Raw genomic sequence first — 20,517 nt, 5'->3', positions numbered from 1 at the left:
TGGCACGATCGGCAGGGCGACGCCGCGACGGGTGGATGGGTCTGCGGGCGGCTCAGGCCTTCTTGCGACGGCTGGCCAGGAAGGCGGCGGCCCCGGCGCAGAGCAGCAGTGCCACCACGCCGATGGTGGCCCACGGGGTGTCCTTCTTGCCAGCCTCCTGCGCGGGCGCGGTGCTGGCGGGGGACGACGGTGCAGCGCTGGTGCTGGCCGTCCCGGCGGCGCCGTCCAGCGCAGGCATCGTCGGGGTGCACTGCTTGCCATAGCACCAGCCCTCGAGGGTGCCGGCCTTCGGCTTGGACTGGTCCGCGCCCACCTGGCTGAAGGTCCACTTCCCGCCCTTGGTGGCGGTGTAGTACTGCCAGTAGTTGCCGTCGAACTTGGCCGGGCAGGCGGCCGGCTCCCCGTCCATCGCGCAGATCATCTGGGTCTTGGGATCCTTGGTGATCTTCACCCCGGCGCTGGTGAGCAGCTCGGTGCCGCTGGCCGCCTTCTCCACGCACTTGTTGACCATCAGCTCACCCTTGGAGCTCTGCACCACCAGCCACACCTTGCCCTGGTCCAGGCAGTCGGTGGTCTGGTTGGCGGGCAGGACGCGGGCCGGGGCGTGGGCGGCGTCGGACGGCAGGGGAGCGGCGACGGCGGCCAGTGGTGCCAGGGACAGGGTGGCCGCGGCGGCGCCGGTGGCGACGAGCTGGCGAGCGGTGGCGGTGAGCACAGTGGTTCCTTTCGGCGGCCGGAAGGCGGCCGCGGATGCCCCCACCCGCGACTCGCCCGCAGACCACGACGGGTGGTGATGAGTCTGCCGACGCCGGGTACTCCGACTGTACGGTTGCGGGTCAGTTCCGGGCTTGCACCGGATTCCCCCAGCGGCGGCAATGCGCCGAAGACTACTGCACGGGGCTCTGCGGCGTCGCCGCGGTGCCTCCGGGTCAGCCGCCCGGGCGCACCTCCAGCACCCGGAAGCCCTTGTGGGAGGCCAGTCGCTCACAGGCATAGCCTTGCTCGGTCAGCCAGCGGGCCAGCGAGTCCGCGCCCAGGTTCTTGCCCACCACCAGTACCGCGCGCCCGGTCGGTGCCAGTCGGGGGAGCCAGGTCAACAGCAGCTCGTGCAAGGCGGGCTTGCCGATCCGGATCGGCGGATTGCTCCAGATCTCGTCATAGCGGGTGGCCGGGTCGGCCTGCTCGGGCAGGAGGGCCTGCACCCGGCCGCCAGCGCCGATCACGTCGGCATTGAGCCTGGTCAGCGCCAGGGCACGCTCGTTCACGTCGACGGCGTCCACCACACTGCCCGGGCAGGCGGCGGCCAGGGCGACGGCGATCGGGCCATAGCCACAGCCAAGATCAAGAAGCCGGGCACCGTCGTGCGGCGGCGCCACCTCGTCCAACATGATCTTGGTGGCCGGATCCAGTCGGGTGCCCGAGAAGACGCCGTTGGCCGTCGTCAGGGTGAGCTCCTGCCCCCAGATGGTGGCGTGGATCTGGCGGCGCTTCTCCGGGCCGTCCGGGGTGGTGAAGTAGTGGCTCACGGGGCCTCCAGGGGGGTCTCGGGCAGGGTGCGCACGGCGCGGGAGAGTTCGGCGCGAACTGCCAGCTGGTCGTCGTCGGGGTAGCCGACCTCCTCCAGGCACAGGCCCTTGGCCGGCATCACCAGCACCCCGCTGTGCCGCTTGGGCGAGGCCATCACCTCGGCCAGCCAGGCCTGGTCCCGTCGCCCGGTGCCGACCGTGGTCATGGCCCCCATCAGCGAACGGACCATGGAGTGGCAGAAGGCGTCGGCGGTGACGGTGTATTCCAGCACTCCGTCGGGGGTCCGCGCGGCGTGCAGGCCGGTCAGGGTGCGGATGGTGGTGGCCCCGTCGCGCGGCTTGCAGAAGGGCGCGAAGTCATGCAGACCCAGCAGCATCCGGGCGGCCTCATTGGTGGCGTCCACGTCGACGACGCCGCGGATCTGCGCGATGTGCCCGCGCAGCAGCGGATCTGGCCGCGAGACCTCGTCCCAGACCCGGTAGACATAGCGACGCCAGATGGCCGAGAAGCGGGCGTCGAAGCCGGGCGGGGCGGGGCTCACCCGCAGCACCTGCAGGTCCTCGTCCAGCACCCGGTCCAGCCGTCGCTGCAGCCGCGAGGTGTCCACCGTCGACGGCAGGTCCACGTGGGCCACCTGGCCGCGGGCGTGCACCCCGGCGTCGGTGCGGCCGGCGACGGTGAGCTGCACCGGCTCGCGCAACCGCAGCACCTGGGTGATCCAGCGTTCCAGTTCGCCCTGCACGGTGCGCAGGTCCGGTTGGCTGGCCCAGCCAGAGAAGCGGGCGCCGTCATAGGCGATGTCCAACCGCCAACGGGTGAGGGGGGTCGACGGGGCCTCGACAGGCTCGGCCGTCGGGGTTCGGCCCTGCTCGGCCGTCGGGTCGGGATGGCCGGTCACGAGGTCTTCCGATAGGTCAGGTCGTGGATGGTGCGGCCGGCTGCCAGGCCCTTGCGTTCGTACTTGGTGACTGGGCGCAGCTCCAGCCGCGGCGCCCACCCGGTGTTCTCGGGATCGGCCGGGTCCAGGTGTTCGTTCACCAACCCGGAGGCGACGTCCAACACCTCCCGCATCCATTCGGCGTAGTCATCCCAGTCGGTGGCCAGCCGCCAGCGCCCGCCGTCGACCAGCCGGGAACGCACCAGCTGCGCGAAGTCGGCGCCGACCAGACGTCGCTTGTGGTGGCGGACCTTGTGCCACGGGTCGGCGAAGAAGAGCCACAGCTCGCTGATCGAGCCCGGCTCGAAGAGGTGTTCCAGGCCCTGCTGGCCATTGCCCATCACGATCCGGATGTTGTCCACGCCCTCCCGCGCCATCCGGCTGAGGGTTGAGGCGACGGCGGGCTGGAAGACCTCGAAGGCCACCACATTCGCCTCGGGATGCGCCTTGGCCATCGCGACGAGGGATTCCCCGGTGCCGGAGCCGATCTCCACGATCAGCGGTGCCTCCCGGCCGAAGACCACCTCCCAGTCGGGCTGGGGCTGCGCGACGATCGAGGTCTCCGTCTCGCCCTGCGCCACCTCGATCACCCAGCGGTCATGGTGCGCCTCCCACGCCTTGACCTGCGAGTCATTCATCCGGGCGCTGCGCCGCACGAAGCTCACCACCTCGCGGTGGACGCGACGCTTGCGGGGCGGTTGGTCCGGCGTCGACGGGCTCACGTCAGGGGGCATTGGCACCGGACAATCCTACGGGCGATGTCAGCGTCCAGCGGAATCGCTGGCCGCCGCGCTCCGGCCTCCGCAAGGCTGGCAGGATGACGACCACTGAAAGTCTCACCATTTCCCGCGTGATCGATGCGCCCGCCAAGGACATCTTCGACGTGCTCACGCTGCCCCGCAACCATGTCTCGATCGACGCGTCGGAGATGGTGCGCGGTGCCGAGCAGGGCGACCAGCGGATCCAGGCGGTCGGCGACGTCTTCAGCATGGACATGTTCCACGAGAAGATGGGCGGCGAGTACCGGATGGAGAACCATGTCACCGGGCTGATCGAGAACAAGCTGCTGGCCTGGCGACCGGCCCGCGAGGGGGAGGAGCCCGGCGGCTGGGAATGGGTCTACGAGCTGGAGCCCGAGGGGTCCCAGGCCACCAAGGTCTCGCTCACCTATGACTGGAGTGAGGTACGCAGCAGCAAGTTCAAGTCCCGCTTCCCGATCCTGCCGGCGCAGGTGCTGGAGGACACGCTGGCGCAGCTGGCCGCGCGGGTCAGCGAGAAGTAGGTCCACAAGAGCCGACGTATCCAGACCCAACCGGCGACCCCCCGGGTCAAGAAGCGACGAGGGTCGCCGTTCCGGTGGGGAACGGCGGCCCTCGTCATGCGTCGCTCGACAGGCTCAGGAGCCTTGAAGGGTCAGCCCTTCTGCTCGAACTTCTCGGCGATGTTGGCGGGCACCAGCTCGTAGCCGTGGAAGCGACGGGTGAAAGTGCCGCTGCCGTGCGCCAGACCGCGCAGGTCAACCGCGTAGCGCTCCAGCTCGGCCACCGGAACCAAGGCCTTCAGGATGGCGTGGTGCTCGGTGTCCGCGTCGGTGCCCAGCACCTGCCCGCGTCGGCTGCCCAGATCGGTCATCACGGCGCCCATGTATTCCTCGCCGACGGTGACGGTGATCTCGTCGATCGGCTCCAGCAGCCCGACGGTCTTCGGCGTCGCCGCCTCCTTGAGCGCCAGGGCGCCGGCGGACTGGAAGGCCATGTCGGAGGAGTCGACGGAGTGCGCCTTGCCGTCGTACAGGGTGACCTGCACGTCCACCATGGGGAAGCCGTAGACGGTGCCGCGCTCCATCTGGTTCTTCAACCCCTTCTCCACGCTGGGGATGAACTGGCGCGGGACGGCGCCACCCACCACCTTGTCCACGAAGGTGAAGCCGGAGCCGCGTTCGGCGGGCTCAATCTCGATGTCACAGACCGCGTACTGGCCGTGGCCGCCGGACTGCTTGACGTGCCGGCCGTGCGCCTTGGCGGGGGCGATGAAGGTCTCCCGCATCGGCACCTTGATCGGTTCCTGGGTGACCTTGACCCCGTAACGGTCATTCAACCGGTTCAGCAGGAGCTCGGTGTGGGCCTGGCCCATGGTCCACAGGATCTCCTGGTCGGTCTCCGCGGTGCGTTCCAGCCGGACCGTGGTGTCCTCGATCACCAGCCGCGCCAGGGCACCGGCCAGCTTGTCCTCGTCATTGCGGGTGGCGGCCTTGAGGGCGGTGGGAAGCAGCGGTTCGGGCTGGTTCCAGGGCTCCACCAGGGCCGGGGATTCCTTGCTGGACAAGGTGTCGGTGGTCTCCGCCTTGCTCAGCTTGCCCACCAGCACGATGTCACCGGCGATCGCGATGTTCTTGGTGTTCAGCTCGGTCCCGACGGGGAAGGAGAGCGGGCCGATCTTCTCGTCCTCCTCGTGCTCCGGGTGGTGCGCGTCGGCCACGCCCGTGAACAGCTCCCGGTGGCCGGCCACCTGCACCACGTCGTCGGTGCGCAGGGTGCCGGAGAAGATCCGCACCATGGACTGCCGCCCGGCATAGGGGTCGGAGGTGGTGCGGACCACCTCGGCCACCAGCGGGCCGTCGGGGTCACAGCTGAGTTCCAGGATGTCGGAGCCATCCGCGGAGGTCACGGTCGGCAGCGGGTGCAGCGCGGGATGCGGCAGACCGTGCTCGATCAGGCTGTAGAGCTCCTCGACGCCGACGCCATTTCCCGCCTGCACCGGGATGACGGGGAAGAAGGCGGCATGGGCGGTGGCCTTGAGCAGATCCCCCCGCACCTGGTCGACGGCCAGCTGCTCGCCCTCCAGGTAGCGCTCCATCAGGTCGTCGTCCTCGGCCTCGGTCACCACGCTTTCCAGGAAGGGCGCCCGGTAGGTCTCGATCTGGTCCGACTCCTCGTCGCTGGGCTCGCGCACTGCGGAGGAACCCGACGAGTAGTCGTGGATTCGCTCGGTGACCAGCGACATCGAGCCGATCACCTCACCGGCGTCATTGGTCAGTGGCAGGTAGGCCGGCACCACGCCCTCGCCGAAGGTCTGCTGGCACAGCTCCACGGTGGTCTCATAGTCCCCGCGTTCCGCGTCGAGCTTGGTGACCACGATCGCCCGCGGCAGGTCAACGGCCTTGCACTCGGCCCACAGGGCGGCGGTGGTGTTGTCGATCCCGTCGCTGGCCGAGACCACGAAGATGGCCGCGTCGGCCGCGCGCAGACCCGCGCGCAGCTCACCGACGAAGTCCGGGTGGCCCGGGGCATCGAGCAGGTTGATCACCACGTCGCCGCTGGAAACCGAGGCGAGGGTGAGGGCGGCGGCACGGTCCGTGTCGTCCTTTGCCGGCCGGTGGCCGGGAATCCGGACAGCCAGCAGCGTGTCGAACAATGTGGTCTTGCCAGACCCGGATGACCCGACCAGGACCACATTGCGTAGGTCTACGGGGCTGGAAACCTTGTTTGCAGTAGCGCTCACCTTTGAACTCATGTGCCCACATTGCCCCTTGTGGTGGGTGCTGACAAGGAGATTTGGCTGTGGCTTTTGTCACCGACGGCCGCAGGGGGTGGGGTGGCGAGGCTCGGGGGAGGCTCAACCGGTGGTGGTGTGCACCGTGCCGGGCCGCAGCACGCGGCACCCCCACCCGAGCAGCACGCCTGGGCGGAGCCGCTTGAGCAGGTTCGCATCCCGGGCGCCGGTGACCGGATGGTGGTTGATCACCAGGCAGCGGTCGAGCTCCCGCTCGGCCTCCAGCAGCACACCGTCGGGCAGCTCGATCCGCGCGCCCGGGCGCAGGCTCAGCGGGGCCTCCCGGTCATTCAGGACGATGTTGGGGCGGTAGCGCGCGGTGTCGTCGGGCAGCGGCTCGGTGGGGTGGGCCAGTTCACTGCGCAGCAGCAGGCTGACCGGCGAGCTCCAGATGAATCCCGCCGGGCCGGTGGTGTGCGCCAGCCAGACCGGCTCGCCCACCACGGCGCCGATCCGACGGGCCAGCGGACCGTCGTGCACCCACGCGGTGAACGGCCGGTGGTAGTACCGCACCGTGCGGGGGCGGGGGAAGACCAGGTCCTCGCCGACGCCAGGAAGTTGCGCGGGCTCGACCCGCAGGCCGGCCAGCTGGGGCACGTCGGTGGCCTTCACGGCCCGCAGGTCCCGGGTGATCGGAGTCCAGCGCCGGTCCTGCTCGATCCCGTCGACGCCCACTTCCAGCCGGGATGCCGCGTGCCAGGAGGTGCCCTTGACCGGGGTCCAGCCCAGTGATTCCACGATTGCCTGCTGCCGCATGGCACTCATCCTGCCCGCTGTCCCGCGGCCTCAGAGGCTGGCCAGCAGTTCGCACAGGGTCATGTCCGCCCAACTGAACCATGCCCGGGTGAAGTCCGACGGGTCGTCGGCGTGGAAGCTCTCGTGCATCCGGCCGGTGCCGCCGGTGGTGTCGACGAGCAGCCGCGCCAGCCGCAGCCGCTCGTCGGCATCCGGCGACGTCAACCCCTGCACTGCCAGCCCAATCGGCCAGATCCGACGCCCCGGGGTGTGCGGACTGCCGATCCCGCTGGCCTGCGTTCCCTGGTGCCACCAGGGGTTGGCCGACGACAGGATCCGGCCCCGGGTGGCCAGGTATCGCGGATCGGAGGCGTCCAGGCCGGCCACCAGCGGCAGCCCCAGCAGGCTGGGCAGATTGGCGTCGTCGCCGGCCACGACGCCACCCAGGCCGTCCACCTCATAGGCGAAGCCCCCGTCGGGCAGCATCGCGAAGTGCTCCACCCCGGCGGTGATCTCCGCGGCCAGCCGCTCGCAATCCGCGGCCAGAGGCATGTCGGACCACAACTCGCGGCACCAGCGCGCGCCCAGCCGCAGCGCGTGTGCCGCCATCAGGTTGCCGGGGATGTGGTAGCCGTGCCGACAGGCATCGTCGCTGGGCCGAAATCCCTGCCAGGTCATCCCGGTGTACCCGACGGGATTTCCTCGGCCCCACTGGGCCAAGGTGTCCCGGCGGTGGCGCAGCAGTGCCGCCCCCAACCGGACGAAGCGGTAGTCACTGCGCTGATGATCTTGCTCCAAGCGCCACACCCGCTGCACCCTCCGCAGGCCCCGGTGGACCCGGCCGTCCAGATGGGAGGGGTCGCCGGTGGACTTCCACAGCGCATCGGCTAGCAGCATCGGGAAGGCCAGCGAGTCCACCTCGTACTTGCGCTCCCAGATCCAGGGATCCAACCGGGTCTGCCAGGCGTGGTTGTCCAACAGGTGGCGCAGGCGGCGCCAGGAGGCAGGGTGATCGGGGTGGTTGAAGGCATTGGCGTAGGGGTCGTGGGCGATGAGCCGCCACTGCATCCGCACCACGCCGCGCACCATCTCGTCGATCTGCGGGCAGACGGCCAGCGCCAGCCAGGGGCGCAGCTGGGCTGAGGAGTCCCGCAGCCACATGGCCGGGATGTCGCCGGTGACCACGAAGACCCCATCCGGCCCGGGCTGCAGGGTGCGCTGCCAGGTGTCCAGCATGAGGCGGCCGTAATGCTCCCCGAACCGGGGCTCACCGGTGGCGTCGACGATCCGTTCGGCCTCGGCGGCCACCCGGGCACGGACCTGGGGGCTCGCCGGGTTCACCACATGGGGGGGCATGCGCCCAGTATGGCGGGGCGCACCACAACAAATGCGGCAGGTCAGTTGTCCAACCCGGCTTTGGCGGCTCTGGTCATCTGACCTGCCGCAGATGTTGTGGGTGACCGGCTGGTCAGCGCTGCGGGTGGCCGTACCATCGGGCCCGGACGGCGATCTGCTGGCCCCGCGGTGGCCGCCCGTGACGGTTCGAACGTGCAAAGCGTTCATTCTGGGCGAAGACCGTGTCCATCCGGGCAGTGGGCGCCCCGGAAGCGGATACCGTGACAACACCATCCGTTCCACCCCCACGCAGGAGTTGCTCATGCCGCTGTCGCTTGATCTCTGGGCCCCCATCCCCGAGCGCGTCGACCTGGTGATCGACGGCACACAGGTGCCGATGACCCGCGCCGACGAGGGCTGGTGGCGGCTGGACCCGGAACACCAGCACCTGGTGCGCGAGGGCGTTGACTACGGCTACCGGCTCAATGGGGAGGACGCCATCATCCCCGCGCCCCGCTCCCGCTGGCAGCCCGACGGGGTGCACGGCCTGTCCCGGCTCTACGACCCCGCCAGCTACGACTGGCAGGATCAGGACTGGACCGGGCGACAGCTGGCCGGCGCCATCATCTACGAGCTGCACATCGGCACCTTCACCCCCGAGGGCACCCTGACCGCGGCCATCGACAAGCTGGACCACCTGGTGGAGCTGGGGATTGACCTGGTGGAACTGATGCCGGTCAATGCCTTCAACGGCGAGCACGGCTGGGGCTACGACGGGGTGGGTTGGTACGCCGTGCACCACGCCTACGGTGGCCCGCGGGCCTACCAGGAATTCGTCGACGCCTGCCACGCCCGCGGCCTGGGTGTGATCCAGGACGTCGTCTACAACCACCTGGGGCCCAGCGGGAACTACCTGCCGCTGTTCGGCCCCTTCCTCGACGAGTCGGTGCAGTCTCCGTGGGGGAGCGCCATCAACCTGGCCGGCGAGGACTCCGACGAGGTGCGCCGCTTCATCATCGACAATGTGCTGATGTGGCTGCAGGACTACCACGTCGACGGCCTGCGGCTGGATGCGGTGCACGCCCTGATCGACACCCGCGCCATCCACATCCTGGAGGAGATGGCCGTTGAGGTGAATGCCCTGAGCACCTTCCTCAACCGGCCGCTGTGCCTGATTGCCGAGTCCGACCTGAACGACCCCCGGCTGATCACCCCCCGGGAGGCCGGCGGCTACGGCCTGGATGCGCAGTGGAGCGACGACTTCCACCACGCCCTGCTGGCGAACCTGACCGGCGACGACTCCGGCTACTACGCGGACTTCGCGGAGCTGGAGGCCCTGGCCAAGGTGATGGAGACCGGCTTCTTCCACGACGGCACGAAGTCCAGCTTCCGCGGCCGGCGGCACGGACGTCGGCTGGACACGCCCACCATCCCCACCTGGCGGCTGGTGGTCTGCAGTGACAACCATGACCAGATCGGCAACCGCGCCGACGGTGGCCGGCTGGCCACCCGGGAGACCCCGCGGCAGTTGCAGATTGCGGCGCTGATCACGCTGCTCAGCGCCTACACCCCGATGATCTTCATGGGGGAGGAGTGGGCCGCCAGCACGCCCTTCATGTTCTTCAGCTCCCACCCGGAACCGGAGCTGGCCGAGGCGGTCAGCAAGGGCCGGCTGGAGGAGTTCAGCAAGATGGACTGGGATGTGTCCACCATCGTCGACCCGCAGGATCCGGCCGCCTTCGAGCGCTCCAAGCTCAACTGGGACGAGCTGGCCGAGGACGCCCATGCGGAGATCCTGGCCACCTACCGCGATGCGATCGCCCTGCGCCGCACCTACCCGGACCTGACCGACCCGCGCTTCGAGTGGGTCAGCGCCCGGTTCGATCCGGAGGGCCACTGGTTTGCCCTGGAGCGGGGCGAGACCATGACCATCGCGGTGAACTTTGACCTGGATCCGGCGGAGATCGATCTGGAGGGGCCCTCGGGGGTGCTGCTGCGGATCGGCGACGTCCAGGTCACCGATGAGAAGTTGCTGCTCGGTCCGCAGGCCGCGGCGGTGCTGCACCTTGCCAAGGACGCCCTGCCGGGCCGCTCCTGACGTCGTTTTGACCCATCCCGTTTCGGCGGGGTAGGCTAAATCGCTGTTGCGCATTGGAGTGTCTAGGTGTGAGTTGATCGCCGACGCCACGCGCTGCCGAACCTGTTCACGAATCTAACGGAAGATGGTCTGCGACCCGTGTCTACGTACAGCCCGAAGCCTGGGGACATCACCAGGAATTGGCATGTGATTGATGCCGAGAATGTCGTCCTCGGACGCCTCGCGGTGACTGCCGCCACCCTGCTGCGCGGCAAGCACAAGGCCACGTACGCCCCCCACGTCGATGGTGGTGACTTCGTCGTCATCATCAACGCCTCCAAGATCGCCCTGACCGGCCAGAAGCGCACCAAGTCCATGCGCTACCGCCACTCGGGCCGTCCCGGTGGCCTGACCAAGACCCCGATCGGCGAGATGCTGGACAAGGATCCGCGCAAGGCCGTCGAGCTGGCCGTGTGGGGCATGCTGCCGAAGAACAAGCTGAGCCGTCAGCTGATGAGCAAGCTCAAGGTCTACGCCGGCCCCGAGCACCCCCACGCCGCGCAGAAGCCGCAGGTGTACGAGATCACCCAGATCGCCCAGTGACGATCGACCACGCGAATCAAGGAATCAAAGTGTCTGAGACCGTAGAGCTTGACGAGAACCTCGAGACCGAGGTCGCCCCGTTCACCGACGAGAATGATCGTGAGATCGCCTACCGCACGGATTCGAACCCGGCTCCCGCGACCAACCCGTCGGGTCGCGCCGCGGTGATCGCCGCTGGTGGCGGCACCGGCCGGCGCAAGGAGGCCGTCGCCCGCGTTCGCCTGGTTCCCGGAACCGGCAAGTTCTCCATCAATGGCGGCCGCAGCATCGAGGAGTACTTCCCGAACAAGGTGCACCAGCAGCTGGTCAACGAGCCCTTCGTGACCGCTGGCGTCACCGAGGCCTATGACGTGATTGCCCGGATCAATGGCGGTGGCATCACCGGCCAGGCCGGTGCGCTGCGCCTGGGCATTGCCCGCGCCCTGAACGCCATCGACGAAGAGGCCAGCCGCCCCGCCCTGAAGAAGGCCGGTCTGCTGACCCGCGACGCGCGGATCAAGGAGCGCAAGAAGGCCGGTCTCAAGAAGGCCCGCAAGGCTCCGCAGTACAGCAAGCGCTGATTCCGGCCGGCGGCCACTGGCCGTCGCGGATTCCACAAGAACCGTCACCCTCCGGGGTGGCGGTTTTTGTGTTTCCCGCTCCGTGTGTGGTGCCGATGCGCCCGGCAACCAGCCGGTAGGGTTGCGTTCCATGGCTCGACTTTTTGGCACCGACGGTGTGCGCGGACTGGCAAACAAGGACCTCACGGCCGAACTGGCCCTGGACCTCTCGGTGGGCGCTGCCCACGTCCTGGGGGAGGCCGGCGTCTTCGACGGCAAGCGGCCCACCGCCCTGGTGGGGCGCGACACCCGCGCCTCCGGTGAATTCCTGGAGGCGGCCGTCGTGGCGGGCCTGGCCAGCGCCGGCGTCGACGTGGTGCGGGTGGGCGTGGTGCCCACCCCCGGCGTCGCCTTCCTGGTGAATGAGCGCAATGCGGACCTGGGCGTGATGCTGTCCGCCTCCCACAACCCGATGCCCGACAATGGCATCAAGTTCTTCTCCCGCGGTGGCGTGAAGCTGGACGACCTGCTGGAGGACGCCATCGAGGAGCGAATGGGCGAGGAGTGGGACCGTCCCACCGGCGCCGCCGTCGGCCGGGTCACCGAGGACCCGGGGGCGATCGAGGCCTATGTGGCCCATCTGGTTTCCAGCCTGGGCGCGGATTCCAGCCTGCAGGGGCTGAAGGTGGTGCTGGACTGCGCCAACGGGGCCTCGTCGATGACGGCGGTGGCGGCCTTCGAGACCCAGGGCGCCGAGGTGGTGGCCATCCACAACACCCCCGACGGCGAGAACATCAACGAGGCCTGCGGCTCCACCCACATGGGTGACCTGCAGGCCAAGGTGGTCGAGGTGGGGGCCGACCTGGGCCTGGCCTTCGACGGCGACGCCGACCGCTGCCTCGCCTGCGACGCTGAGGGCACCCTGATTGATGGTGACCAGATCCTGGCGATCCTGGCGCTGGCCCTCAAGGAGGACGGCAAGCTGCACATCGACACCGTCGTGGCCACCATCATGAGCAACCTGGGCTTCGTCAACGCCATGAAGGCCAACGGCATCCACGTCGACTCCACCAAGGTGGGCGACCGCTATGTGCTGGAGAGCATGAATGCCAATGGTTTCGCGCTGGGTGGCGAGCAGTCCGGCCACGTGATCATGAGTGAGTTCGCCACCACCGGCGACGGGGTGCTCACCGGCCTCCACCTGGCGGCCCGCATGGTGCGCACCGGCAAGAGCCTCAAGGAGTTGGGCGAGGTGATGACCCGCCTGCCGCAGGTGATGATCAACGTCAAGGGCGTCGACAAGCTGCGTGCCGGCATCGACCCCACCATCCAGGCCGCCGTCAGTAAGGCCAACAAGGAACTCGGCGACACCGGTCGCGTCGTGCTCCGCCCCTCGGGCACCGAGCCGGTCGTCCGCGTGATGGTGGAGGCCGCCACGACGGAGAAGGCGCAGGAGGTCTGCGAGGAGCTGGCGGCGATCGTCAAGGAGCGCGTCAGCCTGTAGACACGGAGGGCTCCGCCCCGTGAACCCCGACCATGGTTGGGATTGTGCCCGGCCATCCACTGTTTGGGTGGCCGGGTCTCCTGTGTCGGCACCTCGCGCCGGTTGATGCACCGTGCGACGGGTGTGCGGGTCGCCAGGTGCACCTGCTGGCGCACCGTGCCGGATCCGGCGCGCCTGCCCGGAACAGACAGAGGAGAGCGAAGCGACTCGATGCACGGGTGGTGAGCGGAGGCGGAGCCGAAGCGAACCCGTGTGTTCAGAGCTTGCGGATCCGCACGCACTCCACGGCGTGGTCTGCGCCCTTGCGCAGGATCACCGTGGCCCGAGGCCGGGTGGGGGCGACGTTCAGCCGCAGGTTGGGGCCGTTGATCTCGTCCCAGACCTTGTGGGCGAAGTCGATCGCCTCCGGCTCGGACATCGTCGCGTAGCGCTTGAAGAAGCTGCGCGGGTCGCTGAAGGCGGTCTTGCGCAGTTGCAGGAAGCGGTCCAGGTACCAGGTCTGGATGTCGTGTTCCGCGGCGTCGACATAGACGCTGAAGTCGAAGAAGTCGCTCAGCGCCAGCCCGGTTGTGCCATTGCTGCGCACTCGGGCGGGTTGCAGCACGTTCAGCCCCTCGACGATCAGGATGTCGGGGCGGCGCACCACCTCCACCTCATCGGTCACGTCGTAGATCATGTGTGAGTAGACGGGCGCATGCACCTCGGGGGCGCCGGACTTCACGTCGACCACGAAGCGTTGCAGCGCCCGCCGGTCATAGCTCTCCGGGAAACCCTTGCGGTCCAGGATCCCGCGTCGCTCCAGCTCGGCATTGGGGTAGAGGAAGCCGTCGGTGGTGATCAGCTCCACCTTGGGCCGGCCGGGGGAGCGGGAGAGCAGTTCCTTGAGCAGCCGGGCGGTGGTGGACTTGCCGACGGCCACCGAACCGGCCACGCCGATCACGAAGGGGGTGCGGCGCACGTCCAGCCCCAGGAAGGCATTGCTGGCCCGGTAGAGGTGGCCGGTGTGGCGCATGTGCAGATGGATCAGCTGGGTGAGCGGCAGGTAGACCGCCTCCACCTCCTCCCGGCTGGTGGGGTCGCCCAGGCCGCGCAGCCGCGCCAGGGTGGCCTCGTCCAGGTCGATGTCGGTGTGGTCGGCCAGCTCAGACCAGCTCTTGCGGTCCAGCTCGACGTAGGGGCCTGCCGGGTTCTCCTCTGAACCAGGGGCGGCCGCCAACTTTTCGCTCATGATCTTGCGCCAATCGGTGTGCGGCGCCTCCTCATTGGCTACATTCTCAATGTCGGTATGTTCGTGTCCAACACATCGGCCGCGCGTCCAGCATGCGGCGCCGGTTCGACAAGGGCTGACGGGGTGTCATTCGCAAAACGCTCAATCGTTTTGTACACTTCTTGCCATGTGTGGAATTGTGGGATATATCGGGCCGCGTAGCGCCCAGGACGTTGTCATCGAGGGGCTTCGCCGCCTTGAGTACCGCGGTTACGACTCGGCAGGCGTTGCCGTCGAGGCCGACGGCAAGATCGAGGCTCGCAAGAAGTCGGGCAAGATCACCAATCTGGATGCCGAGATCGCCGCGAGCCCGCTGCCGGCCAGCAATCACGGCATCGGGCACACCCGTTGGGCCACCCACGGTGGCCCCACCGACCAGAATGCCCACCCGCACGTGAGCCAGTCCGGCCGGGTTGCGCTGGTGCACAACGGCATCATCGAGAACTTCGCCGAGCTGCGCAGCGAGCTCGAGGCCCAGGGCGTCACCTTCAAGTCCGAGACCGACACCGAGGCCGCCGCCCAGCTGCTGGGCAAGCTGGTGGACGAGGGCGCCAGCATCACCGACGCCATCCACCAGGTTGCCAACCGCCTGGAGGGCGCCTTCACCCTGGTCGCCATCGACGCCCAGGACCAGGACCGCGTGGTTGCCGCCCGTCGTAACAGCCCGCTGGTGGTGGGCGTCGGCGAGGGGGAGCACTTCCTCGGTTCCGACGTCGCCGCCTTCCTGGAGTTCACCCGCGACGCCGTCGAGCTGGGCCAGGACCAGGTGGTCGTGATCACCAAGGACTCCTACGAGGTCACCAACTTCGACGGCAGCCCCGCCACCGAGGTCAAGCCCTACCACGTCGACTGGGACATCACCGCCGCCGAGAAGGGTGGCTTCGACTGGTTCATGCGCAAGGAGATCTACGAGCAGCCGCAGGCCGTTGCCGACACCCTGCTGGGCCGCTATGACGCCGACGGCCAGCTGACCCTGGACGAGATCCGCATCTCGCCCGAGGAGCTGCGTCGGATCAACAAGATCGTGATTGTCGCCTGTGGCACCGCGTACCACGCCGGCCTGGTGGCCAAGTACGCCATCGAGCACTGGACCCGCATCCCCTGCGAGGTCGACATCGCCAGCGAGTTCCGTTACCGCGACCCGATCATCGACCCCAACACCCTGGTGGTCACCATCAGCCAGTCCGGCGAGACCGCCGACACCCTGATGGCCATCCGCCACGCCCGCGAGCAGCACGCCAAGGTGATTGCCATCTGCAATGTCAACGGCGCCACCATCCCGCGTGAGTCCGACGCCGTGATCTACACCCACGCCGGCCCCGAGCGCGGCGTCGCCTCCACCAAGGGATACCTGACCCAGGTGGTTGCCTGCTACCTGCTGGGCCTCTACCTGGCCCAGGTGCGCGGCATGAAGTATGGCGACGAGATCAAGGCCATCACCGACGAGCTGCAGAAGATGCCCGCCGCGATCCAGTCGATGCTGGACAACGACCAGCAGATCCTGGACCTGTCCAAGGACCTGATGGATGACCGGTCCTTCTTCTTCCTGGGCCGTCACGTGGGCTACCCGTCGGCGCTGGAGGGTGCGCTGAAGCTCAAGGAGATTGCCTACAAGCACGCCGAGGGCTTCCCGGCCGGCGAGCTGAAGCACGGCTCCATCGCCCTGATCGAGCAGGACATCCCGGTCTTCGTGATGGTCCCGCCGCAGGGCCGCGACCAGCTGCACGACAAGGTGGTCTCCAACATCCAGGAAGTGCGCGCCCGCGGCGCCAAGACCATCGTGCTGGTGGAGGAAGGCGACGACTCCGTCAACCCCTACGCCGACGTGATCATCCGCCACCCCAAGGCGTCCACCCTGCTGCAGCCGCTGCTGGCCATCGTGCCGCTGCAGCTGTTCGCCTGCGAGGTGGCCACCCTACTGGGCAATGACGTCGACCAGCCCCGCAACCTGGCCAAGTCCGTCACGGTTGAATGAGTTGAGGGGGGCGACCCCCTCAAACTCCCCCGAGCACTCGCGCGCCTCGGCACTCGCAGGCTCGTGCCTGCGCTCGCGGGCGGACATGAGTTTCGGGGGGCGACCCCCTCAAACTCCTCAGCGCAGCGCCCCCACCGGTTCTCCGGTGGGGGCGCTGCTGTCCCGGCCTCCAGGCCACGGGCGGGCACCGGTTCAGGCGCGTCGCGTGGTCACGATCACGTCGTCGTCCCAGCCGATGGCTCCGGGGTCCCCGCCAGTGACCAGCAGCCAGATCCACAGCGGGAGGAAGGCCACCCCGAGGAAACGCAGGCTTCCACGGAAGGCGCCCACCACCCTTCCATCACGGGTCCGGCGGGACTTCACCCGCATCAGGAGCTGCCCGGGGCTGAAGCCCCGCCCATAGAGCGCTCCCAGCAGAATGGCCCCCGCGGGATAGGACAGCGCGGCGAAGGCCTGCGCCAACGACGGGTCGAAGCCGGGCCAGACGGACAGGACGGCCCAGACGGTCGGGCACAGCAAGCACACCGCTGCGGCGTCGATGAGCCGGGCCCACCATCGCCTGCTGGCGGGGGCCTCGGGCAGCACCCGTCCTGTGGCACGCACCAAGACCTGCGACGGCGGATGTGATTCAGGCATGGCGAACACCCTAACCACAGGCTGGTTCACGGGTTTGGTAGGGGTGTTCGCGCGGCTGCAGCCACCAGACCGGGACCGCTCCCAGGCCAGTCGATGGATCGCGAATCGCGGGCCTGGGGTCAGGCCAGGGGGGTGGGCTGGCCGGGATCCTCCTCGGGGTCCCCAGCGCCCCCATCGATTCTCCGGTGGGCGTCGTCGTGTGCCGGGTTCGGGTGGGATCGGACGGCCCCCTCCGCAGGGTGCTGCCAAAGTTGGCAGCCTGGTGGACACAGAAAATTATTGGCACGATCCAATCGTCGAAAAGCTGCCAACTTTGGCATGCCCCCCGGTTCCGAAGGGGAGTCGGTCAGGCCCGCTCGCAGGCGACGCTCCGCCAGCCGGCGATGGCCCGACGCGATGTGGGGCCCGCCCGAGCCGTCGACTATGGTCGGGGCGTGGCAATCATCGGAATCGGGGTGGACCTGTGCAGCGTCGAGCGCTGGCAGGCCATGTGCGAACGCCGCCCGGCCATGGTTGCCCGGATCCTGAACCCGGCCGAAGCGGCCGTCTCGGTCACCTCGCAGGCCGCCCGGTGGGCCGCCAAGGAGGCGCTGGCCAAGGCGCTCGGCGCCCCCGTCGGCATGTCCTGGCTGGATTCTGAAGTGGTCCGGGGCGACGACGGCGCCCCCAGCTTCCTGCTGCGTGGAACCGTACTGGCCCGGGCCACCGAACTCGGCGTCACCGACGTCCACCTGTCCATCTCCCACGACGGCGGCCTGGCCACCGCCTTTGTCATTTGCGAGGCACGATGATTCCCATCCACAGCGCCCAGGCGGTCCGCGAGGCGGAGGAGGAGTTCTTCGCCCAGAACCCCGGCGTCGACCTGATGCAGGTGGCCGCGGACGGGGTGGCGGAGGCCGCCCTGCGGATGCTGGGTGACAACATCCCGCACAGCCCGGTGCTGGTGGCCGTCGGCCCCGGCAACAATGGCGGCGACGGGCTGTACGCCGCCGCCCGGCTGGCCACGGCGGGGTGCCGGGTGAGCTTCTGGCTCACCGCCGGTTCCGGGCATGAAGCCGGCCTGGCTGCCGCCCGTTCCGCGGGTTGCCAGGAGCTGGACACGCTGGCCGCCACCCAGGCGCTGGCCGACACCTACCTGGTGATCGACGCCGTGCTGGGAATCGGCGGACGGCCAGGGCTGCCGGACGTGGTGGCCACCTTCGCCGCCGAGGCCGAGGTGCTGGGGATCGAGGTGCTGGCCGTCGACCTGCCGTCGGGTCTGGGCGCCGACCTGGGAACCTTGCCGGAGCAGAGTTTCTGCGCCACCCGCACCATCACCTTCGACGTGCTCAAGCCCTGTCATGTGCTGCAGCCGGCCGCCCGTCGGTGCGGGGTGGTGGAGCGGCACCCGATCGGGCTGCGGGTCGACGCGGAACCCGTGGCCCTGCAGGCCGAGCCCGCCGACATTGCCCGGTTGTGGCCCGTTCCCGGCCCCACCAGCCACAAGTACTCCCGCGGCGTGGTCGGGATCGACACCGGCTCCACCCGCTACCCGGGTGCCGCGGTCCTGGGCACCATCGGCGCCCTGCACGCCGGCACCGGGATGATCCGCTTTGTCGGGCCGGACATCGCCGCCGGGCTGATCCGCTCCCAGCTGCCCAGCGTCACCCAGGGGGAGGGGGGAGTGCAGGCCTGGTTGCTGGGCTCCGGCTGGGGCCAGACCGAGGCCAACCGGGACCGGCTGGCGGGGCGGCTGGCCAGCAACACCCCGGCCGTGATCGACGCCGACGCGCTGCTGGCCCTGCCCGACGCCGTCCCGGCCAACAGCCTGCTCACCCCGCACGCCGGGGAGATGTCCCGGATGCTCGGAGTGAAGCGGGAACAGGTGGAGACCGATCCGCTGTGGTACGGCCGGCAGGCTGCGGAGCGGTGGAATGCCGTCGTGCTGCTCAAGGGCGCCACCCAGTACGTGATCGAACCCGACGGCCGGGTGCGCCTGGCCGTGCCCGGCCCGCACTGGAGCGCCCAGGCCGGGTCGGGTGACGTGCTGGCCGGGATCTGCGCGTCGCTGCTGGCCAGCGGGATGAGCGCCTCCGACGCCGCCCTGCTGGGCTCCTCGGTGCAGGCGATGGCCGCCAAGCGCAAGCGGGGCCCGTGGCCGCCGGACGTGGTCGGCCGCGAGGTGGCCGCCGTGGTGGCGGAGTTCGACCCCTTCTGGTGATTGTGCTGGTCAGACCCCGCGACAGGCTCTGGGCTCGTGGTCACCACTGCGCCGAAGCCAGCCACGATAGCCTAGCTTGTCGAGGCCCCTCGGCCAAGGCCCCTCGACGGGCTCGGGGATCGTGGTTGGGCCTGCGCCCTGGGTCAGCGCAGTGAGTTGGTGAGCCGGGGAATCCGGACGCCCATCTTGATCGCCTCGCGGTAGTGCTCCACCAGCTCGCCGCAGATGTAGGGCCAGGTCCGGTACTCGACGGTCGCCCTGGCGGTGCGGCCAAAGGCCTCGCGCTTGCGGTCGTCGCCCACCAGGTCCAGCACGTACCCGCGCAACTGGTCCAGCCGGCCCGGCTCGTAGAGCCAGCCATTGTGGGAGGGCTGCACCAGGTCGATCGGTCCGCCGCGGCGGGGGGCGATCACCGGCAGCCCGCTGGCCCCGGCCTCCTGGATGGTCTGGCCGAAGGTCTCCAGCTCCCCGGTGTGCACGAACAGGTCGAAACTGGCCAGGCAGCGGGGCAGCTCGTCGCCGCCCTTCATGCCCAGGAAGACGGCGTCGGGCAGCTTCTGCTCCAGCTCGGCCCGGCTGGGGCCGTCGCCGATGATCACCAGCTTGATGCCGGGGATGTCGGCGATGGCCGCCAGGTCCTGCACCCGCTTCTCGGCGGCCAGCCGGCCCATGTAGCCCACGATCCGCTCGCCATTGGGGGCCCACTGGCGGCGCAGGTCCTCGTCGCGCTTGGCCGGGTGGAAGCGTACGGAATCCACGCCGCGCGCCCAGATCCCGACCCGCGGGATGCCCTGGCTCATCAACTGGTCCCGGGCATAGGTGGAGGGGGCGAAGTTCAAGGTCGCCAGGGAGTGGGCCTGCTTCAGCCGGTACCAGAAGACCGGCTCCAGCGCCGGGAAGCCGTACTGGGCGGCGTAGGTGGCGATCTCGGTCTGGTAGATCGCCACGCTGGGGACGTTCAGCTTGGCGGCGCTCAGGGCCGCCTTGTAGCCGATGGCGAAGGGGGCGGCCAGGTGCACCACGTCGGGCTTGAAGTCGGCCAGGGTTCGCTCGATCATGAACCGCGGCGCGGTGTTCACCCGCACGTCGGAATAGCCGGGCAGGCCGACGCTGGACAGCGTGACCACCGGGAAACCGGCGTACTGCTTGGGGACCCGGCCGGCGTCAGCGGGGGCCAACACAAGCGCCTCGTGACCATTGGCCTGCAGGTGCTCCAACATCCGGAGCACCGAATTGGTGACCCCATTGACCTGGGGGAGGAAGGATTCTGCCGCAAAAGCAACTCTCACATTTTCGATGGTAGACCCGCGGCAACGGTCGGCTCGCCATGCCGGGGGAACGCCGGGCTGAACACTTCGAAACAAATCTGAACGCCGCGCAACGAATCTGAACAGCAGGCATCCGGGCCGCGACCAACCCTGGGTTGCCGGCCTCGGGGCAGCCCAGTAACCCTGCCACCACAAGCGATGTCACCTCAGCGGCCCCACAGGGACAATTCGTCGGGCAGGCGGATCACTGGTAGAGTCGACGACGCGTTGGGCAATTCGTCGGTGAGGATCGACGGCAGTTGGCCCACGATGCGAATCAGTTGCAGCTTGGATGAGGCGACCAATTCGCCCGCAAGCGCCTG

At 69.0% G+C, this 20,517-nt stretch carries 18 protein-coding genes and 1 riboswitch; of the genes, 8 read left to right on the top strand and 10 right to left on the bottom strand.

What is annotated here, in order from left to right; translation table 11 throughout:
- Positions 1-52 precede the first annotated feature (52 nt).
- The 4 genes from AAEX60_RS09450 to trmB all read right to left on the bottom strand — a co-directional run bounded on the left by AAEX60_RS09450 (position 53) and on the right by trmB (position 3,198).
- Positions 53-715, bottom strand: coding sequence for a hypothetical protein (locus tag AAEX60_RS09450; protein WP_342102957.1), 663 nt, complete (start codon positions 713-715; stop codon positions 53-55).
- 87 nt (positions 716-802) lie between these two features.
- Positions 803-884: riboswitch (adenosylcobalamin-variant (AdoCbl-variant) riboswitch) on the bottom strand.
- A gap of 45 nt (positions 885-929) precedes the next feature.
- Positions 930-1,526, bottom strand: coding sequence for a class I SAM-dependent methyltransferase (locus AAEX60_RS09445; RefSeq protein WP_342102955.1), 597 nt, complete (start codon positions 1,524-1,526; stop codon positions 930-932).
- Complete coding sequence (gene truA, locus AAEX60_RS09440; protein ID WP_342103161.1) at positions 1,523-2,332, bottom strand: tRNA pseudouridine(38-40) synthase TruA; 810 nt, start codon at positions 2,330-2,332, stop codon at positions 1,523-1,525. Before truA ends, AAEX60_RS09445 begins: the two co-directional genes overlap by 4 nt.
- Positions 2,333-2,421: 89 nt before the next feature.
- Positions 2,422-3,198 carry a tRNA (guanosine(46)-N7)-methyltransferase TrmB gene (gene trmB, locus AAEX60_RS09435; protein WP_342103159.1) on the bottom strand — a complete coding sequence of 259 codons (777 nt, stop codon included), beginning with the start codon at positions 3,196-3,198 and terminating at the stop codon, positions 2,422-2,424.
- 83 nt (positions 3,199-3,281) lie between these two features.
- Between trmB and AAEX60_RS09430 the strand changes: the two genes are divergently transcribed.
- Positions 3,282-3,746 (top strand): SRPBCC family protein, encoded by a 465-nt coding sequence (locus tag AAEX60_RS09430; RefSeq protein WP_342102954.1) that lies wholly within the window; start codon positions 3,282-3,284, stop codon positions 3,744-3,746.
- A 131-nt stretch (positions 3,747-3,877) separates the two neighbouring features.
- Here the strand turns inward: AAEX60_RS09430 and AAEX60_RS09425 are convergent, their stop codons facing one another.
- From AAEX60_RS09425 to AAEX60_RS09415, 3 genes are all read right to left on the bottom strand, one after another.
- On the bottom strand, positions 3,878-5,965 hold the full coding sequence (locus tag AAEX60_RS09425; RefSeq protein ID WP_342102952.1) for an elongation factor G-like protein EF-G2: 2,088 nt from the start codon (positions 5,963-5,965) through the stop codon (positions 3,878-3,880).
- A gap of 114 nt (positions 5,966-6,079) precedes the next feature.
- The gene (locus AAEX60_RS09420) at positions 6,080-6,772 is read right to left on the bottom strand and encodes an MOSC domain-containing protein (protein WP_342102951.1); all 693 of its coding nucleotides are present in this window, start codon (positions 6,770-6,772) and stop codon (positions 6,080-6,082) included.
- A 30-nt stretch (positions 6,773-6,802) separates the two neighbouring features.
- A complete protein-coding gene (locus tag AAEX60_RS09415) occupies positions 6,803-8,107 on the bottom strand; it encodes a glycoside hydrolase family 125 protein (protein ID WP_342102950.1) in 1,305 nt (434 codons plus the stop codon).
- A gap of 301 nt (positions 8,108-8,408) precedes the next feature.
- Here AAEX60_RS09415 and treZ point away from each other — a divergent pair, with 301 nt between their 5' ends.
- From treZ to glmM, 4 genes are all read left to right on the top strand, one after another.
- Positions 8,409-10,184: a malto-oligosyltrehalose trehalohydrolase gene (treZ, locus tag AAEX60_RS09410; RefSeq protein WP_342102949.1), complete on the top strand. Its 1,776-nt coding sequence runs from the start codon at positions 8,409-8,411 to the stop codon at positions 10,182-10,184.
- Positions 10,185-10,322: 138 nt separating this feature from the next.
- Positions 10,323-10,766 carry a 50S ribosomal protein L13 gene (gene rplM, locus AAEX60_RS09405; protein WP_342102947.1) on the top strand — a complete coding sequence of 148 codons (444 nt, stop codon included), beginning with the start codon at positions 10,323-10,325 and terminating at the stop codon, positions 10,764-10,766.
- A 29-nt stretch (positions 10,767-10,795) separates the two neighbouring features.
- Positions 10,796-11,326, top strand: a complete 531-nt coding sequence (rpsI, locus tag AAEX60_RS09400; protein WP_342102945.1) for a 30S ribosomal protein S9 — start codon at positions 10,796-10,798, stop codon at positions 11,324-11,326.
- 130 nt (positions 11,327-11,456) lie between these two features.
- Positions 11,457-12,809: a phosphoglucosamine mutase gene (glmM, locus tag AAEX60_RS09395; protein WP_342102943.1), complete on the top strand. Its 1,353-nt coding sequence runs from the start codon at positions 11,457-11,459 to the stop codon at positions 12,807-12,809.
- Positions 12,810-13,065: 256 nt separating this feature from the next.
- Here glmM and coaA read toward each other — a convergent pair whose 3' ends face one another.
- Complete coding sequence (coaA, locus tag AAEX60_RS09390) at positions 13,066-14,037, bottom strand: type I pantothenate kinase (RefSeq protein ID WP_342102942.1); 972 nt, start codon at positions 14,035-14,037, stop codon at positions 13,066-13,068.
- 166 nt (positions 14,038-14,203) lie between these two features.
- On the opposite strand from coaA, the gene glmS reads away from it, so the two are divergent.
- Positions 14,204-16,051 carry a glutamine--fructose-6-phosphate transaminase (isomerizing) gene (glmS, locus tag AAEX60_RS09385; RefSeq protein ID WP_342102940.1) on the top strand — a complete coding sequence of 616 codons (1,848 nt, stop codon included), beginning with the start codon at positions 14,204-14,206 and terminating at the stop codon, positions 16,049-16,051.
- Positions 16,052-16,243: 192 nt separating this feature from the next.
- Here the strand turns inward: glmS and AAEX60_RS09380 are convergent, their stop codons facing one another.
- Positions 16,244-16,687 (bottom strand): RDD family protein, encoded by a 444-nt coding sequence (locus AAEX60_RS09380; RefSeq protein ID WP_342102938.1) that lies wholly within the window; start codon positions 16,685-16,687, stop codon positions 16,244-16,246.
- A gap of 434 nt (positions 16,688-17,121) precedes the next feature.
- Between AAEX60_RS09380 and AAEX60_RS09375 the strand changes: the two genes are divergently transcribed.
- Together AAEX60_RS09375 and AAEX60_RS09370 are read left to right on the top strand one after the other, a co-directional pair.
- Positions 17,122-17,478, top strand: coding sequence for a holo-ACP synthase (locus tag AAEX60_RS09375; protein ID WP_342102937.1), 357 nt, complete (start codon positions 17,122-17,124; stop codon positions 17,476-17,478).
- Positions 17,475-18,887 carry a bifunctional ADP-dependent NAD(P)H-hydrate dehydratase/NAD(P)H-hydrate epimerase gene (locus AAEX60_RS09370; protein WP_342102935.1) on the top strand — a complete coding sequence of 471 codons (1,413 nt, stop codon included), beginning with the start codon at positions 17,475-17,477 and terminating at the stop codon, positions 18,885-18,887. Before AAEX60_RS09375 ends, AAEX60_RS09370 begins: the two co-directional genes overlap by 4 nt.
- 143 nt (positions 18,888-19,030) lie before the next feature.
- Here AAEX60_RS09370 and AAEX60_RS09365 read toward each other — a convergent pair whose 3' ends face one another.
- Positions 19,031-20,176 (bottom strand): glycosyltransferase family 4 protein, encoded by a 1,146-nt coding sequence (locus AAEX60_RS09365; protein ID WP_342102934.1) that lies wholly within the window; start codon positions 20,174-20,176, stop codon positions 19,031-19,033.
- Between the last annotated feature and the right edge of the window lie 341 nt (positions 20,177-20,517).

This window comes from Luteococcus sp. H101, from assembly GCF_038433155.1.
GTDB lineage: Bacteria > Actinomycetota > Actinomycetes > Propionibacteriales > Propionibacteriaceae > Luteococcus.
The sequence above is the reverse complement of the archived record's forward strand: the minus strand, read 5'-3'. Positions and strand labels throughout refer to the sequence as shown.